This window comes from Mycobacterium sp. NGS54 (assembly GCF_059812465.1).
Genome location: NZ_JCALCS010000004.1, coordinates 551,231 through 566,554, shown reverse-complemented (window position 1 = coordinate 566,554; position 15,324 = coordinate 551,231). Strand labels below are relative to the sequence as shown.

General features: G+C 66.7%; 16 protein-coding genes. 9 read left to right on the top strand and 7 right to left on the bottom strand.

Annotated features, from left to right (window positions below; all coding sequences use genetic code 11):
• Positions 1-11: 11 nt before the first annotated feature.
• From ipdC to echA20, 4 genes are read right to left on the bottom strand one after another with little or no spacing between them, the layout of a single operon-like run.
• Positions 12-1,097, bottom strand: coding sequence for a (3aS,4S,5R,7aS)-5-hydroxy-7a-methyl-1-oxo-octahydro-1H-indene-4-carboxyl-CoA dehydrogenase (gene ipdC / locus AC5Y5E_RS15280; RefSeq protein ID WP_499903800.1), 1,086 nt, complete (start codon positions 1,095-1,097; stop codon positions 12-14).
• Positions 1,097-1,837, bottom strand: a complete 741-nt coding sequence (gene ipdB / locus AC5Y5E_RS15275) for a cholesterol ring-cleaving hydrolase subunit IpdB (RefSeq protein WP_499903799.1) — start codon at positions 1,835-1,837, stop codon at positions 1,097-1,099. Before ipdB ends, ipdC begins: the two co-directional genes overlap by 1 nt.
• Positions 1,834-2,718 carry a cholesterol ring-cleaving hydrolase subunit IpdA gene (gene ipdA, locus AC5Y5E_RS15270; RefSeq protein ID WP_499903798.1) on the bottom strand — a complete coding sequence of 295 codons (885 nt, stop codon included), beginning with the start codon at positions 2,716-2,718 and terminating at the stop codon, positions 1,834-1,836. Before ipdA ends, ipdB begins: the two co-directional genes overlap by 4 nt.
• Positions 2,715-3,473: a (7aS)-7a-methyl-1,5-dioxo-2,3,5,6,7,7a-hexahydro-1H-indene-carboxyl-CoA hydrolase gene (echA20, locus tag AC5Y5E_RS15265; protein WP_499903797.1), complete on the bottom strand. Its 759-nt coding sequence runs from the start codon at positions 3,471-3,473 to the stop codon at positions 2,715-2,717. Before echA20 ends, ipdA begins: the two co-directional genes overlap by 4 nt.
• Before the next feature lie 96 nt (positions 3,474-3,569).
• Here echA20 and AC5Y5E_RS15260 point away from each other — a divergent pair, with 96 nt between their 5' ends.
• The 3 genes from AC5Y5E_RS15260 to AC5Y5E_RS15250 all read left to right on the top strand — a co-directional run bounded on the left by AC5Y5E_RS15260 (position 3,570) and on the right by AC5Y5E_RS15250 (position 7,107).
• Positions 3,570-4,328, top strand: coding sequence for an SDR family oxidoreductase (locus AC5Y5E_RS15260; RefSeq protein ID WP_499903943.1), 759 nt, complete (start codon positions 3,570-3,572; stop codon positions 4,326-4,328).
• 15 nt (positions 4,329-4,343) lie between these two features.
• Entirely contained in the window at positions 4,344-5,249 is a 906-nt protein-coding gene (locus AC5Y5E_RS15255; RefSeq protein WP_499903796.1) for an SDR family oxidoreductase, read from the top strand.
• Positions 5,250-5,406: 157 nt separating this feature from the next.
• Positions 5,407-7,107: a PE family protein gene (locus tag AC5Y5E_RS15250; protein WP_499903795.1), complete on the top strand. Its 1,701-nt coding sequence runs from the start codon at positions 5,407-5,409 to the stop codon at positions 7,105-7,107.
• 75 nt (positions 7,108-7,182) lie between these two features.
• Here the strand turns inward: AC5Y5E_RS15250 and AC5Y5E_RS15245 are convergent, their stop codons facing one another.
• From AC5Y5E_RS15245 to AC5Y5E_RS15235, 3 genes are read right to left on the bottom strand one after another with little or no spacing between them, the layout of a single operon-like run.
• Entirely contained in the window at positions 7,183-7,638 is a 456-nt protein-coding gene (locus tag AC5Y5E_RS15245) for a nitroreductase family deazaflavin-dependent oxidoreductase (RefSeq protein ID WP_499903794.1), read from the bottom strand.
• A 21-nt stretch (positions 7,639-7,659) separates the two neighbouring features.
• Positions 7,660-8,034 carry a DUF8021 domain-containing protein gene (locus AC5Y5E_RS15240; RefSeq protein ID WP_499903793.1) on the bottom strand — a complete coding sequence of 125 codons (375 nt, stop codon included), beginning with the start codon at positions 8,032-8,034 and terminating at the stop codon, positions 7,660-7,662.
• Positions 8,034-9,197 (bottom strand): steroid 3-ketoacyl-CoA thiolase, encoded by a 1,164-nt coding sequence (locus AC5Y5E_RS15235; RefSeq protein ID WP_499903792.1) that lies wholly within the window; start codon positions 9,195-9,197, stop codon positions 8,034-8,036. Before AC5Y5E_RS15235 ends, AC5Y5E_RS15240 begins: the two co-directional genes overlap by 1 nt.
• A 183-nt stretch (positions 9,198-9,380) precedes the next feature.
• Between AC5Y5E_RS15235 and AC5Y5E_RS15230 the strand changes: the two genes are divergently transcribed.
• Genes AC5Y5E_RS15230 through ltp2 form a run of 6 tightly spaced genes read left to right on the top strand, consistent with a single transcriptional unit; the run spans position 9,381 to position 15,321 of the window.
• On the top strand, positions 9,381-10,634 hold the full coding sequence (locus AC5Y5E_RS15230; protein WP_499903791.1) for a cytochrome P450: 1,254 nt from the start codon (positions 9,381-9,383) through the stop codon (positions 10,632-10,634).
• Positions 10,634-11,647 (top strand): acyl-CoA dehydrogenase family protein, encoded by a 1,014-nt coding sequence (locus tag AC5Y5E_RS15225; protein WP_499903942.1) that lies wholly within the window; start codon positions 10,634-10,636, stop codon positions 11,645-11,647. Before AC5Y5E_RS15230 ends, AC5Y5E_RS15225 begins: the two co-directional genes overlap by 1 nt.
• Positions 11,638-12,801 carry an acyl-CoA dehydrogenase FadE29 gene (gene fadE29, locus AC5Y5E_RS15220; RefSeq protein ID WP_499903790.1) on the top strand — a complete coding sequence of 388 codons (1,164 nt, stop codon included), beginning with the start codon at positions 11,638-11,640 and terminating at the stop codon, positions 12,799-12,801. Before AC5Y5E_RS15225 ends, fadE29 begins: the two co-directional genes overlap by 10 nt.
• A complete protein-coding gene (locus AC5Y5E_RS15215) occupies positions 12,798-13,754 on the top strand; it encodes a bifunctional MaoC family dehydratase N-terminal/OB-fold nucleic acid binding domain-containing protein (protein ID WP_499903789.1) in 957 nt (318 codons plus the stop codon). The genes fadE29 and AC5Y5E_RS15215 overlap by 4 nt, the downstream gene beginning before the upstream one ends.
• Positions 13,751-14,152: a MaoC family dehydratase gene (locus AC5Y5E_RS15210; RefSeq protein ID WP_499903788.1), complete on the top strand. Its 402-nt coding sequence runs from the start codon at positions 13,751-13,753 to the stop codon at positions 14,150-14,152. Before AC5Y5E_RS15215 ends, AC5Y5E_RS15210 begins: the two co-directional genes overlap by 4 nt.
• Complete coding sequence (gene ltp2 / locus AC5Y5E_RS15205; protein ID WP_499903787.1) at positions 14,152-15,321, top strand: 17-hydroxy-3-oxo-4-pregnene-20-carboxyl-CoA lyase; 1,170 nt, start codon at positions 14,152-14,154, stop codon at positions 15,319-15,321. The genes AC5Y5E_RS15210 and ltp2 overlap by 1 nt, the downstream gene beginning before the upstream one ends.
• Positions 15,322-15,324 lie beyond the last annotated feature (3 nt).

Genomic DNA, 15,324 nt, shown 5'->3' with positions numbered 1-15,324 from the left:
GGCCAGGGTCCTTAGTCCACGGCTGACGGTTCTTCGACCAGCGCCGTCGCGGCCTTCAAGTGGGCGATCGCGTCGCGCACGATCGAATCGATCAGCTCGGCGCAGGACGGCAAGTCGTCCAGGATGCCGGCCACCTGGCCGGACGCCAGCACGCCGGCCTCGGTGTTGCCCTCGACCAGCCCGGCCTTGAGCAGCATCGGGGTGTTCGCCGCCATCACGACCTGCGACCAGGTCAGCTCCTTGCCGTGGCGCATCGCGAGGCCGTCGCGGATCATCGAGGCCCAGGTCATCTGCGACATGTTCTTGAACTTCGCGGCGTTACGCACCGCTGCCGTCAAACCCCTTACCGGCGAGCCGCTTTCCAGCTTCTCGACCAGCCCGGTCCGCAGCACCCGATGCGGCATGCCGTCGACTCGCGTGGTGACGACCGTGCCGTCCAGCGCCGCCTCGAGGTAGCGCCGTTTGACCGCCTCGGGCACGGTGGAATCCGAGGTGAGCAGGAACCTGGTGCCCATCGCCACGCCGGCGGCGCCGTAGGACAACGCCGCCGCGAGCCCGCGCCCGTCGAAGAATCCGCCCGCCGCGATCACCGGGATGCCGGTGCCCTGCACGGCGTCCAGCACGGACGGCAGCAACAGCGTGGTCGCGACGGGCCCGGTGTGCCCGCCGCCCTCGCCGCCCTGCACGATCATCGCGTCGGCGCCCCAGCCCGCGACCTTGCGCGCGTGTTTGGCCGCGCCGATCGACGGGATGACCACCGCCCCAGCGTCTTTGAGCCGGGCGATCAGCTCCTGCTTGGGCGCCAACGCGAAGGACGCCACCTTGACGCCCTCGCGGATCATCAGCTCGACGCGGTCGCCGGCGTCGGCCGCGTCGGCGCGGATGTTAACGCCGAACGGTTTGTCGGTCGCGGCCTTGACCTTGCCGATGGCGGTCGCCAACTCGTCGAGGGTCATGGTCGCCGAAGCCAGGATGCCCAGTCCGCCCGCGTTGGCCGTGGCGGAAACCAGCCGGGCGCCGGCCACCCAGCCCATCCCGGTTTGCACCACCGGGTGCTCGACGCCGACCAGCTCGGTCAGCGGGGTGCGCAGCCTCATCACCGTATCTCTTTGTCGCGCAGTGCCTTAGGATCGATGACCTCGCGGATCAACCGCAGCTCGTCGTCGGTCGGTAGCCGGGACTCTTTCGCCTCGTCGAGGCCGTCGACATCGAACGTCGTGTTTTCCCGGACGTCGTCGGGCGTTACACCAGGATGCAGGGACACCGCCCGCATGGTGTGGCCCGGCCCGTTGAAGTCGAACACCCCGAGGTTGGACACCACCCGATACGGGTTGGCGAACCGGAAAGCCGGGTTGTCGGCGTCGATCTTGTCCCAGCCGATGCCGCAGACCACGTCGACCGCCTCGCAGAACACCCGCTTCGAGTGATTGCCGACCCAGTAGCTGGTCGCGTGGTTGATGGCGTTGCCGGGCGCGCCCCGCAGGCCGAACATCTGCCGGGTCGGGTGCTGCAGCGGTCCGAAGGCCGAGATGTTCTGATTGCCAAAGCGATCCACCTGATTGGCGCCCATCACCACGTGCCGGCGGCCCCAGGCCAGCGTCTCGAACACCCGGCCGAACGGCATCCAGCCCTCGACGGCGCCCATCTTGCCCAGCGCCGGGGTGTCGGCCAGCAGTTGTGCCTCGCCGTCGGTCAGCAGGATGTCCGGGGAGAACGTGAGCCGGGCCAGGCGCGCGCCGACCGAAGCCATGTTCGTCATCGGGCTGATCATGATTTCGCCCGCGTCCCTGAACAACTCGGCGCAGGCGACCGCGCAAACCTCCGCTCGGCTGCTCATTTCGCGGCCTCCTCTCCGAATGCGCGCGCGGCGGCCTGGTAGTCGTCCTCGCTGCCCGACAGATAGGTTTGTACGAACTTCTGCCAGCCCGCGTCGGTGGAGGCCGCCTCGGCATAGTGGCGTTGGAACTTCTCGTCGCGCCCGTAATCCGGCGCGGCGGTGGTGAAGTGGGCCCCGCCCGGCGCCTCGACGACCGCGTCGACCATCATGCGGTTCACCAGCAGCGCCTGTGGGGGGACGGCCTTGACCAGTTCGTCGGTCGACACGACGCGCTCTACCGACAGGTAGCGTCTTTCGGCCGCCATCAGGAAGAGGTCGTCGAAGTAGGGGTCGATGCCGCTGTAGGCCGCATTGCCTTGGCTGTCACCAAGATTCAGGTGTGCGAAGGCGGCGTCCAGGCGCAGCGCCGGCATCGCGAGCAACGTCTCGTGCCCGCCGCCGGGCGCCGGATAGGGGCTGGTCACCGTTTGCAGCTCGCCCTCCCAGAAGTCGGGAACCGAACTGCCCAGCCCCGCGCGGATCGGCAGGAACGGCAGGCGCTGAGCCGCCGCCTGCAACCCGCAGCGCAGCATGCCCTCGTCCATCTCGCGCGCTTCGATGGCGCCGCTGGTGCGGGCCTTGGCGAACCACGGGTCGTAGAACGGCGCGGAGTCCAGCGACACAAACCCGTAGTAGACGCGCTTGACCTTGCCTGCCGAGCACAAGAGGCCGAGGTCGGGTCCGCCGTAGGTGACCACGGTCAGGTCCGTGACGTCGGTCCGCAGCATCGCTCGCACGAAGGCCATCGGTTTGCGCCGCGAGCCCCAGCCGCCGATGCCGATCGTCATGCCGCTGCGCAGTTCGGAAACGGCCTCGTCCAGCGTTGTTCGTTTGTCGCTCACGCGTTCTTGCCCTTCTTCGTACCGGCAAACGCATCGCGGTGCTCGTCGGCCACCCCGGCGAGGTTGAGCTCGAACGTAAACCCTTGTTCCATGCGGTAACTCGAGTTGACCCGTTGCACGTCGATGAGGTTGAGCGCCTCCTTGGCCGCACGAATGACGCGCGTGTCCTTGGCGGCGATGTCGCGGGCGACCCGCAACGCGGCCTCGTCCAACTGATCCCGCGGCACCACCTCGTGCACCGAGCCGAAGTGATGCAACGTGGCGGCGTCGACGGTGGCGGCGGTGAAGAACAGTCGCCGCATCAGGTGCTGTGGCACCAGTCGCGACAGGTGCGTCGCCGCGCCGAGCGCGCCCCGTTCGACCTCCGGCAGCCCGAACGTGGCGTCGTCGGAGGCCACGATGACGTCGGAGTTGCCCACCAGGCCGATTCCGCCGCCGACGCAGAATCCGTTCACGGCCGCGATCACCGGCACGGCGCATTCGTAGACCGCGCGAAAGGCGGCGAAGCAGCCACGGTTGGCGTCGATCAGCGCGGTGAATCCCTCGGTGCGCTGCATCTCCTTGATGTCCACACCCGCGTTGAACCCACGGCCCTCGGCCCGCAGGATCACTGCGTGGGTATCGGAATTGGCGCCGGCGGCCGTGACCGCGTCGGCCAGTTCGAACCACCCGCGCGACGGGATGGCGTTGACGGGCGGGTAGTCGACGGTGACCGCGACGATGCCCGGTTCGATTTCTTTGGATGTGATCGTCATGGCACTTCCTGCTGGGGTCAGTTACCTAAGCAAGCACTTGCTTGGTACGCTAGCACAGTGACTTCCTCCGAAGCAGGCTCGCCCCTTTCGGAAGGCATCAAGCTGGGGCTGGCCGGGCGGGTGGTTCTGGTCACCGGCGGCGTGCGCGGCGTCGGCGCCGGCATCAGCTCGGTTTTCGCCAACCAGGGCGCGACTGTGATCACCTGCGCGCGCCGGCCCGTGGAGGGCCTGCCCTACGAGTTCCACTCGTGCGACGTGCGCGACGAGGAGGCCGTCCGGTCGCTGATCGACTCCATCGTTGACCAACACGGCAGGCTCGACGTCGTCGTCAACAACGCCGGTGGGTCGCCCTACGTGCTGACCGCGGAGTCCAGCGCGAAGTTCAACCGCAAGATCATCGAGCTCAATCTCATTGGTGCGCTGTTGGTTTCGCAGTACTCCAATGACAAGATGCAGGCCCAGCCGGGCGGCGGGTCCATCGTCAACATCTGCAGCCTGTCCGGCCGACGGCCGTCGCCCGGCACCGGCGCGTACGGCGCCGCCAAGGCCGGCCTGGAGAGCCTCACGCAGACGCTGGCGGTGGAATGGGGGCCCAAGGTGCGGGTGAACGCCTGCGTGGTCGGGATGGTCGAGACCGAGCAGGCCGACCTGTTCTACGGCGATGCCGAGTCCATCGCCGCCATTTCCAAGAACGTCCCGCTGGGCCGGCTGGCCAAGCCGGACGATGTCGGTTGGGCCGCAGCGTTTTTGGCCTCCGACGCGGCGTCCTACATCAGCGGCGCCTCGTTGGAGGTGCATGGCGGCGGCGAACCGCCGCATTATCTGGCCACTACCAACGCGAGCGCAGTCAAGTAGAGGAGACAAACGGATATGGGACTGGTTGACGGACGCGTCGTCATCGTCACCGGGGCGGGCGGCGGTATCGGCCGCGCGCATGCGCTCGCCTTCGCGGCCGAGGGTGCTCGCGTGGTGGTCAACGACATCGGGGTGGGCCTGGATGGATCGCCCGCGGGCGGCGGCAGCGCCGCGCAGGGCGTGGTCGACGAGATCATCGCGGCTGGCGGAGAAGCGGTCGCCGACGGGTCCAACATCGCCGACTGGAACCAGGCGGCGGGCCTGATCCAGAAAGCCGTCGAAACCTTCGGCGGTTTGGACGTTTTGGTGAACAACGCCGGCATCGTGCGCGACAGGATGATGGCCAACACCAGCGAGGAGGAGTTCGACGCCGTCATCGCCGTACACCTCAAGGGGCACTTCGCCACCATGCGGCACGCCGCGTCGTATTGGCGCGGGCTGTCAAAGGAGGGCAAGAGCGTCGACGCGCGGATCATCAACACCAGTTCCGGTGCGGGCCTGCAGGGCAGCGTCGGGCAGGGCAACTACAGCGCGGCCAAGGCGGGCATCGCGGCGATGACGCTCGTCGGCGCCGCCGAAATGGGGCGGTACGGCGTGACCGTCAACGCCATCGCCCCGTCGGCGCGCACCCGCATGACCGAGACCGTCTTCGCCGAGATGATGTCCACGCAGGACCAGGATTTCGACGCCATGGCGCCGGAGAACGTCTCCCCGCTGGTCGTCTGGCTGGGCAGCGCCGAATCCCGCGACGTCACCGGCAAGGTGTTCGAGGTCGAGGGCGGCAAGATCCGCGTCGCCGAGGGCTGGGCGCACGGCCCGCAGATCGACAAGGGCGCCCGATGGGATCCGGCCGAGCTGGGGCCCGTCGTCGCCGACCTACTCGCCAAGGCTCGTCCGCCGGTCCCGGTCTACGGGGCCTAGCGCCCACGGCGCGACGCTGAGCGCCGAATGCAGCTCTGCCGCAGAGTATCTCGCGAGCCCTAGCGCATTTCTTGATGAACGCGATACTCTGCCTTGCGGGCGGCGCGTCCGGGTATGACCGGATGCCGGCTGGCCGCGGAACCAATGGAGGTTTCAGATGTCCTATCTCGTCGCGATGCCGGAGAACCTGAATTCGGCGGCAACAGAGTTAGCCGGCATCGCCGAGACGCTCAACACCGCGAACGCGTCCGCGGCCGCTCGCACCACGGGGATCCTGGCCGCGGCCCGCGATGAGGTGTCCGCTGCCATCGCGGCGTTGTTTTCCGGCCACGCCCAGGCCTTTCAGGCGGTGAGCGCGCAGGCGGAGGCGTTTCACCAGGAGTTCGTTCGGGCACTGACGGCGGGTGCGGGGGCCTACGTGGGCGCGGAGGCGGTCGGCGCGTCGCGCTTGGGGCGGCTGCTTTCCGCGATCGGAGCGGGGACCGGAATCAATGGCCTGCTCGCCGGGCCTGGCGCCACCAGCGCCGCGAACGTGGCATTGATCATGGGCGGCAGCGGGGAGCCGATACCCACGCCGGACTTCATCACGCGAAATTTCAATCTTTACATCGCGCCGTTTTTCCAGAATTTCACGCCGCAAGCGCTCTTCACTCCCGAAGGGAATTACGGGCTCTACACCGGGGTCAAGAGTCTGACGCTGGACGTGTCGGAAGCTCAAGGCGTCCAGATTCTGGACAGCACGATTTTGCAGCAGGTCGCCGCGGGCAACACCCTCGTCGTCAAAGGCGAATCGCAGAGCTCGACGATCTCGTCCATGGTCATGCCGCTGCTCGCGTCCCAGGGCGTGCCGACGACGGCCGTATCCTTCGTGCTGACCGGCGACCCCAATGCTCCCAACGGCGGGCTCTTCGAACGGTTGAACGGTCTGAGCATCCCGGCCCTCGGGATCACCTTCAACGGCCCCACCCCGGACAACCTTTACCCGACGACCATTTGGACGCAGGAATACGACGGCTTCGCCGACGTCCCGCAGTACCCGATCAATTTGCTCTCAGATCTCAACTCGCTTGCGGGTATCTACTACGTGCATCCCACCTACACGGATCTGACGGCCACCCAGCTCGGAACCGCGATTCAACTGCCGACTCAGGGCCCGACCATGACGACCTACGAGATGATCCCCACCCAAAACCTGCCGCTGCTGGAACCACTGCGCTCCATCCCGGTCATAGGCAATCCATTGGCCGACCTGATCCAACCTGACATGAAGGTGCTGGTAAATCTCGGCTACGGCGACCCCAACTACGGCTGGTCACAGGGTCCGGCCAACGTGCCCACCGAGTTCGGCCTCTTCCCACCATTGAGTGACGTGGAAAAAGTGCCCGGCCTGCTCGCCTCGGGTACCCCGCAGGGCATCGCCGACTTCGTGCACGACATCTCCGCCGAATTGTCCTCAACCGGGTCGCTCACACCGTCGCCGGGTTCGCTGACCATGCCGTCTACGGGGCCATCGACCATCGCGTTGCCCAGCACGACCGACCTCGTCTCGGCGCTGTCACCCGTCAGCGTCGCCCACGGTGTCTACAACGCGGTGAACACGCTCTCGGGAGCAGCCTCGGATGCCTACTCGACCCTGCTTCCGACGGCCGATGTCGCCAATGCTCTCGTGACCAGTCTGCCCGCGTATGACCTGACCCTGTTCGCCGACGGGCTTCAATCGGGCAACCTCGTCGCCGCCATCGGCCAACCCATCGCGACTGACACCTACCTGATTCCGTTGGCCGGCGCCTTCGAAGCGTTCGCTGTCATAGGTCAGGCCGAAACCGTGATCGGCGACCTGTCAAACCTCATCCCGTAGGCCCGCCTGCGCCGAACGTGCACTGGCGGAGGTGTTTCGGCGATTTTCCGCCATCAGTACACGTTCGGCGAAACGCTACGGATCGCAGATGACGATCGGGATGGTCCGGTCGGTCCAGGACTGGTAGTCGTCGTAGGACGGGTACATGTCCACCAATTGCGGCCAGTAGTGGGCGCGCTCCTCATCGGTGGCGTCCCGCGCGGTCAGGTCGAGCACCTCTTTCTTGATTTGCACCTGCACCTTGGGATTGGCCTTGAGGTTGAGGTACCACATCGGGTTCTTCGCGGCACCACCCTTGGACGCCGCGACGATCACCCGGTCGCCGTCGCGCAGGAAGTACAGCGGGCTGATGCGGGGCTCGCCGGTCTTGCGGCCGGTGGTCGTCAGCAGGGCGACGGGAATGTTCTGGAACTTGCCGCCGAAGCCTTCGCCGCCGTTGCGGCGGTAGAAGAACGTGTTGAGGCGTGACATCCACTTGATGAAGAAGTCGGCGTAGGGCGTGTCGTGAAACCGTGGCGGTGATTTCGGCATACCAGTGATCCTAGAGCTGCTTCAGCGCTGAATGAACGGACGCAACCTGGCCCTGATGTGATGGATCAGCCCGTCCTGTTCCGGTATCACGAACGTCTCGTCGACCCGCGACCCGACCCGCCGCCCGGCCAACGAGACCTTGGTCAGCACGTCGTACACCGCGCGCACTTCGTCGCCGGACACGGTGTACTCCGGCGGGGTCGTCGCCGCGATGATGCGGTACTGCGGTCCGCGATTTAGGCTGCGCCGCAGGTGATTTCCGGAAAATCCCGATTTGAGGCCGACCTCGATGCGGGTGCAGCCGTCCGCGAACGGGACGGCACAGGCGTCGTGGGTGACCAGGGCGTCGATGTACGCCTGGGCCGCCGCGATGCGGTCGGCCTCGGATACACCCACTAGATGCGCTCGATGATGGTTCCGGTTGACAGCGCGCCGCCCGCGCACATGGTGATCAGCGCGGTCGTCTGGTCGGTGCGCTCGAGCTCGTGCAGCGCGGTGGTGATCAGCCGGCTGCCGGTGCTGCCCACCGGGTGGCCGAGCGCGATCGCCCCGCCGTTGACGTTGACCTTGGCCATGTCGGGCTCGTGGACGCGCGCCCAGGACAGCACCACCGACGCGAAGGCCTCGTTGATCTCGGTGATGTCGATGTCGCCCATCTTCATCCCGGCCTTCTCCAGCACCTTCGCCGTCGACTGCACCGGGCCGTCGAGGTGGTAGTAGGGCTCGGCGCCGACGAGGGCCTGGCTGACGATCCGGGCCCGCGGCCGCAGCCCGAGCGCCTTGGCCTTATCCTCGTCCATCCACAACACCGCCGCGGCGCCGTCGGAGATCTGCGACGACGTGCCCGCCGTGTGGATAGCACCCTCGATGACCGGCTTGAGCTGGCTCAGGCCCTCCAGAGTGGTGTCACGCAGGCCCTGGTCGCGGGAGACCATGTGGCGGTCGCTGGTGGGCTGCTTCTGCTCGTCGAGCACCGGCGCCTCGATCGGCGAGATTTCCCGGTCGAACCGGCCCTCGTCCCACGCCCGCTTGGCGCGTAGCTGGGACTGGAAGCCCCAGGCGTCGATGTCCTCGCGGGTGATGCCGCGGCGCTTGGCGATCCGCTCGGCGGCGGTGAACTGGTCGGGCAGGTCGATGTCCCACGAGGCCGGCCGCAGGATGCTGCGGTCGGGGCCGGCGTTGGCGCCGAGCCCGACGCGGCTCATGGCCTCGATGCCGCACGCGATGCCGATGTCGATGGCGCCCGCCGCGATCAGGCCGGCGACCAGGCCGTTGGCCTGCTGGCTGCTGCCGCACTGGCAGTCCACGGTCGCGGCCCCGACGTGCTCCGGCAGGCCGGCGACGAGCCAGCTCACGCGGGTGATGTTGTTGGACTGCTCGCCGAACTGCGTGACGCAGCCGCCGATGACCTGTTCCACATCACCGGCGTCGATGCCGGCCTTTTCCACCAGCGCCTTTTGCACCGCGCCCAGCAGCTCGGTGGCGTGCAGTCCTGAAAGCCATCCATTGCGCTTGCCAATAGGGCTGCGAGTGGCTTCAACGATTACCGGGTTACCCATGGGGCCAGGCTAGAACACGTTTCATTACTATGACAAGCGACGATGCGTCGGCGCCTTTTTTCTACGGTGGAGGCATGTTTTACTGGCAACAGAGCTCCACTAGGGAAGCTAGTGTCCTGGGATCGCCAGTCACTGGCCAGTCGCCAGACCAGCATAGGGACCAGCAGTTAAAGGAGAAGTAGCGTGCCCAGCCCCAACCTTCCGCCCGGGTTCGATTTCACCGACCCCGACATCTACGCGGAGCGGATTCCGGTCGAAGAGTTTGCCGAGGTCCGCGCGACTGCGCCGATCTGGTGGAACGAGCAAGCCCCGGGCCACGGCGGCGGCTTCAACGACGGCGGCTTCTGGGCGATCACCAAGCTCAACGACGTCAAGGAGATCTCCCGGCGCAGCGACGTGTTCTCCAGCTACGAGAACTGCGTGATCCCCCGGTTCAACGACGACATCGCGCGCGAGGACATCGAGCTGCAGCGGTTCGTCATGCTCAACATGGACGCGCCGCACCACACCCGGCTGCGCAAGATCATTTCCCGCGGTTTCACCCCGCGGGCCGTCGGGCGCCTGGAGGACGAGCTGCGCGAGCGTGCCCAGAAGATCGCCCGGGACGCGGCGGCTGCCGGCTCCGGCGACTTCGTCGAGCAGGTGTCCTGCGAACTCCCGCTGCAGGCGATCGCGGGCTTGCTCGGGGTGCCGCAGGAGGACCGCGAAAAGCTGTTCCGCTGGTCGAACGAGATGACCGGAAACGACGATCCCGAATATGCCGACATCGATCCCAAGACGTCGTCGTTCGAGGTGCTCAACTACGCGATGCAGATGGCCGCCATCAAGGCCGAAAAGCCCGGCGAGGACATCGTCACCACGCTGATCAACGCCGACATCGACGGGGAAAAGCTCTCCGACGACGAGTTCGGCTTCTTCGTGATGATGCTCGCCGTGGCCGGCAACGAGACCACCCGGAACTCCATCACGCAGGGGATGATGGCGTTCGCCGACTTCCCCGACCAGTGGGAGCTGTTCAAAAAGGAGCGCCCGGAGACCGCCGCCGACGAGATCGTCCGCTGGGCCACCCCCGTCACGTGTTTCCAGCGGACCGCTCTGGAGGACTACGAACTCTCCGGCGTGCAGATCAAGAAGGGTCAACGGGTCGTGCTGTTCTATCGGTCGGCCAACTTCGACGAGGAAATCTTCGACGACCCGTACACCTTCAACGTCCTTCGGGATCCCAACCCGCATGTCGGTTTCGGCGGCACCGGCGCGCACTACTGCATCGGCGCGAACCTGGCCAAGCTGACGATCAACCTGATCTTCAACGCCGTGGCCGATCACATGCCCGACCTCAAGCCGATCTCGGAGCCGGAGCGGCTGCGCTCGGGTTGGCTCAACGGCATCAAGCGTTGGCAGGTGGACTACACCGGTAAGTGCCCGGTGAACCACTGATGGACTTCGACCTCACCGCCGAGCAGCAGGCCGTCGCCGACGTGGCGACGTCAGTGCTGGACCGGGATCTGTCGTGGGAGGCGCTCGTCAGCGGCGGCCTGACGGCGCTGCCGGTTCCCGAACGCCTCGGTGGCGACGGGGTAGGCCTGCCCGAGGTCGCCACGGTGCTGACGGAAGTCGGCCGCCACGGCGCGATTACGCCGGCGTTGGCCACGCTCGGCTTCGGGGTGGTGTCGCTGCTGGACCTGGCGTCCGAGGAACAACAGGACCGTTTCCTGGCCGGGGTCGCCAAGGGCGGGGTGCTGACCGCGGCGCTCAACGAGCCGGGCACGGCGCTGCCCGACCGGCCGGGCGTCACGTTCGCGGGCGGCCGGGTGTCGGGCGTCAAGATCGGTGTGGCCTACGCCGAGCAAGCGGATTGGATGATCGTGACCACCGACAGCGCCGTCGTGGTCGTGTCGCCCAAGGCCGACGGTGTGCGGCTGGAGCGCACGCCGACCTCGAACGGTTCGGACGAGTACACGGTCACGTTCGACGGTGTGGCGGTTGGTGATTCGGACGTGTTGGCGGGCGCTTCGGCGCACCGGGTCAACCAGCTGGCATTGGCGGCGACGGGCGCGTACGCCGACGGGCTGGTCGCCGGGGCGCTGCGACTGACCGCCGACTACGTGGCCAACCGCAAGCAGTTCGGCAAGCCGCTGTCCACCTTCCAGACCGTCGCCGCGCAGCTCGCGGAGGTCTACATCGCTTCGCGCACCATCGATCTGGCCGCCAAGTCGGTGGTGTGGCGGCTGTCCGAGGGCCGGGACGCCGACAGCGACCTCGACGTCCTCGGATACTGGGTTACGTCGCAGGCGCCGCCGGTGATGCAGACCTGCCATCACCTGCACGGCGGGATGGGCATGGATATCACCTATCCGATGCACCGGTACTACTCCACGATCAAAGACCTGGCCCGGCTGCTGGGCGGTTCTTCTCATCGTCTCGACCTGGTGGGAGCGCAATGTTCATAGACCTGACTCCGGAGCAGCGTCAGCTGCAAGCGGAACTACGGGAATACTTTTCGAACCTGATCTCGTCCGACGAGATGAAGGCGATGGAGCAGGACCGTCACAACGAGGCCTACCGTGCGGTGATCCGGAGGATGGGCCAGGACCGCAAGCTCGGCGTCGGTTGGCCAAAGGAGTTCGGCGGCTTGGGTTTCGGCCCGATCGAGCAGTCGATCTTCGTCAACGAGGCGCATCGGGCCGACGTGCCACTGCCCGCGGTGACGTTGCAGACGGTCGGTCCGGTGTTGCAGCAGTTCGGCAGTGAGGCGCAGAAGAAGAAGTTCCTGCCCGCGATCCTGGCCGGCGAGGTGCACTTCGCGATCGGCTACACCGAACCCGAGGCGGGTACCGACCTGGCGTCGTTGCGGACCACCGCGGTGCGCCAGGGTGACGAGTACATCGTCAACGGCCAGAAGATCTTCACCACCGGGGCGCACGACGCCGACTACATCTGGCTGGCCTGCCGCACGGACCCGGAAGCCGTGAAGCACAAAGGCATCTCGATCCTGATCGTCGACACCAAGGATCCCGGCTACTCCTGGACGCCGATCATCCTGTCCGACGGCGCCCACCACACCAACGCCACCTACTACAACGACGTGCGGGTGCCCGCCGACATGCTGGTGGGCGAGGAGAACGGCGGCTGGCGGCTGATCACCACCCAGCTCAACAACGAACGGGTCATGCTCGGCCCGGCGGGCCGCACCGCCGGTATCTACGACCGGCTGCACGCCTGGGCGTCCAAGCCGGGCGGCGACGGCGTCACTCCGATCGATCACGAGGACGTCAAGCGGGCGCTCGGCGAGATCTACGCGATGTGGCGGATCAACGAGTTGCTGAACTGGCAGGTCGCGGCCGCGGGCGAGGACATCAACGTGGCCGACGCCGCTTCGACGAAAGTGTTTGGCACCGAGCGTATTCAGTACATCGGCCGGCTTGCCGAGGAGATCGTCGGAAAGTACGGCAACCCGGCGGAATCCGACACCGCCGAGCTGCTGCGCTGGCTGGATTCGCAGACCAAGCGCAATTTGGTGATCACCTTCGGTGGAGGCGTGAACGAAGTGATGCGAGAGATGATCGCGGCGGCCGGTCTCAAGGTGCCGAGGGTGCCTCGATGACGGATATCGCCGAAGCGGTCGCGGAGATCACCGCCACCGTCGTCGCCGCGCCGCGCGCGGGCCGGGATCCGGTGAACCAGCCGATCATCAACAACTGGGTCGAGGCTCTCGGCGACCGCAACCCGATCTATGTGGACGAGGATGCCGCCAAGGCCGCGGGTCATCCCGGGATTGTGGCCCCGCCGGCCATGATCCAGGTGTGGACGATGTTCGGGCAGGGCGGTGAACGCCCCACCGACGATCCGATGGGCCCGATGATGAAGCTGTTCGACGACGCGGGCTATATAGGGGTGGTCGCCACCAACTGTGAGCAGACCTATCACCGTTATCTGCGTCCCGGTGAGCAGGTCACCATCCATTCCGAAATGCGCGACGTGGTCGGCCCCAAGCAGACCGGCCTCGGTGAGGGCTACTTCATCAACCAGCACATCACCTGGCGGGTCGGTGACGAAGATGTGGCCGAGATGGCTTGGCGGATCTTGAAGTTCAAGCCCCGCGAATCCGCGCCGTCCTCGGTGCCCGAGGACCTCGATCCCGACACCATGATGCGCCCGGCGTCGTCGCGGGATACCGCTTTCTTCTGGGAGGGCGTCAAAGCGCACGAGTTGCGGATTCAGCGCCGGCCCGACGGCAGCCTGCAGCATCCGCCGGTGCCGGCGGTGTGGCAGGACAAGGCCCAACCCATCGACTACGTCGTGGCCAGCGGCCGTGGCACGTTGTACAGCTACGTCGTGCACCACGCGCCGAAGGTGCCGGGACGTACGCTGCCTTTCGTGATCGCGCTTGTCGAGCTGGAAGAGGGCGTTCGTATGCTCGGCGAGCTGCGCGGCGTCGACCATGCCGAGATAAAGATCGGAATGCCGGTTCGCGCAACCTATATCGACTTCCCAGCCGGTGACTCCGGCCCGGAGTGGAGCCTCTACGCGTGGGAGTCCTTGGGAGATCAAGCATGAGCGCGCCTGTTGTTGAAGTGGGCACCAAGTTGCCCGAGCTCAAGCTGTACGGCGACCCCACCTTCATCATCTCGACGGCCCTGGCCACCAGGGATTTCCAGGACGTGCACCACGACCGGGACTTGGCGCAGGCCAAGGGCTCCAAGGACATCTTCGTCAACATCCTGACCGACACCGGGCTGGTGCAGCGTTACGTCACCGACTGGGCCGGGCCGTCGGCGCTAATCAAGTCGATCGGGCTGCGGCTCGGGGTGCCGTGGTATGCCTACGACACCGTCACCTTCTCCGGCGAGGTGACCGCCATCGACGACGGCCTGATCACGCTGAAGGTGTTCGGCCGCAACAGCCTTGGCGATCACGTCATCGCGAACGTGACGCTGACGATCGGGGGTGCCTGATGTTGTCGGGTAAGGCCGCCATCGTCGGCATCGGCGCCACCGACTTTTCCAAGGACTCCGGCCGCAGCGAGCTGCGCCTGGCCGCCGAGGCTGTCCTGGATGCGTTGGACGACGCCGGCCTTTCGCCGTCGGACGTCGACGGGCTGACCACGTTCACGATGGACACCAACAACGAGACTGCGGTGGCACGCGCGACGGGCATCGGTGACCTGAAGTTCTTCGCCCAGACGGGCTACGGCGGCGGCGCCGCCTGCGGCACCATCCTGCATGCGGCGATGGCCGTCGCCACCGGGGTGGCCGACGTCGTGGTTGCGTACCGCGCGTTCAACGAACGCTCGGGTATGCGGTTCGGTCAGGTCCAGACCCGGTTGGTGGGAAATGCCGGCGTGCAGGCCGATTCGACCGCGGCCGACAACGCTTTTTCGTATCCGCACGGGCTGTCGACGCCGGCGGCGCAGGTCGCCATGATCGCGCAGCGCTACATGCACTGGTCCGGCGCGACCAGCCGGGACTTCGGCGCCATCTCGGTGGCCGACCGCAAGCACGCGGCCAAGAACCCGAAGGCGTACTTCTACGAGAAGCCGATAACCATTGAGGACCACCAGAATTCGCGGTGGATCGCCGAGCCGCTGCGGCTGCTGGACTGCTGCCAGGAGACCGACGGCGCGGTCGCGATCGTGGTGACCTCCCCGGAGCGGGCGAAGGATCTCAAGCAGCGGCCGGCGATCATCGAGGCCGCGGCGCAGGGTTCCAGCCCCGACCAGTACACGATGGTCAGCTACTACCGCGACGAGATAGGCCTGCCCGAGATGGGGCTGGTCGGTCAGCAGATGTGGCAGCAATCCGGTCTCAAGCCGACCGACATTCAGACCGCCATCCTGTACGACCACTTCACGCCCTTCACCCTGATTCAGTTGGAGGAGTTGGGTTTCTGCGGTCGCGGCGAGGCGAAGGATTTCATCGCCAACGGCGCGGTCGAGCTGGGCGGGCGGCTGCCCATCAACACGCACGGCGGCCAGCTCGGCGAGGCCTACATCCACGGCATGAACGGCATCGCCGAAGGTGTGCGGCAATTGCGTGGCACCTCGGTGAACCCGGTGCCCGACGTCGAGCACGTGCTCGTCACCGCGGGGACGGGTGTGCCCACGTCGGGCCTGATCCTCGGCTAGCTT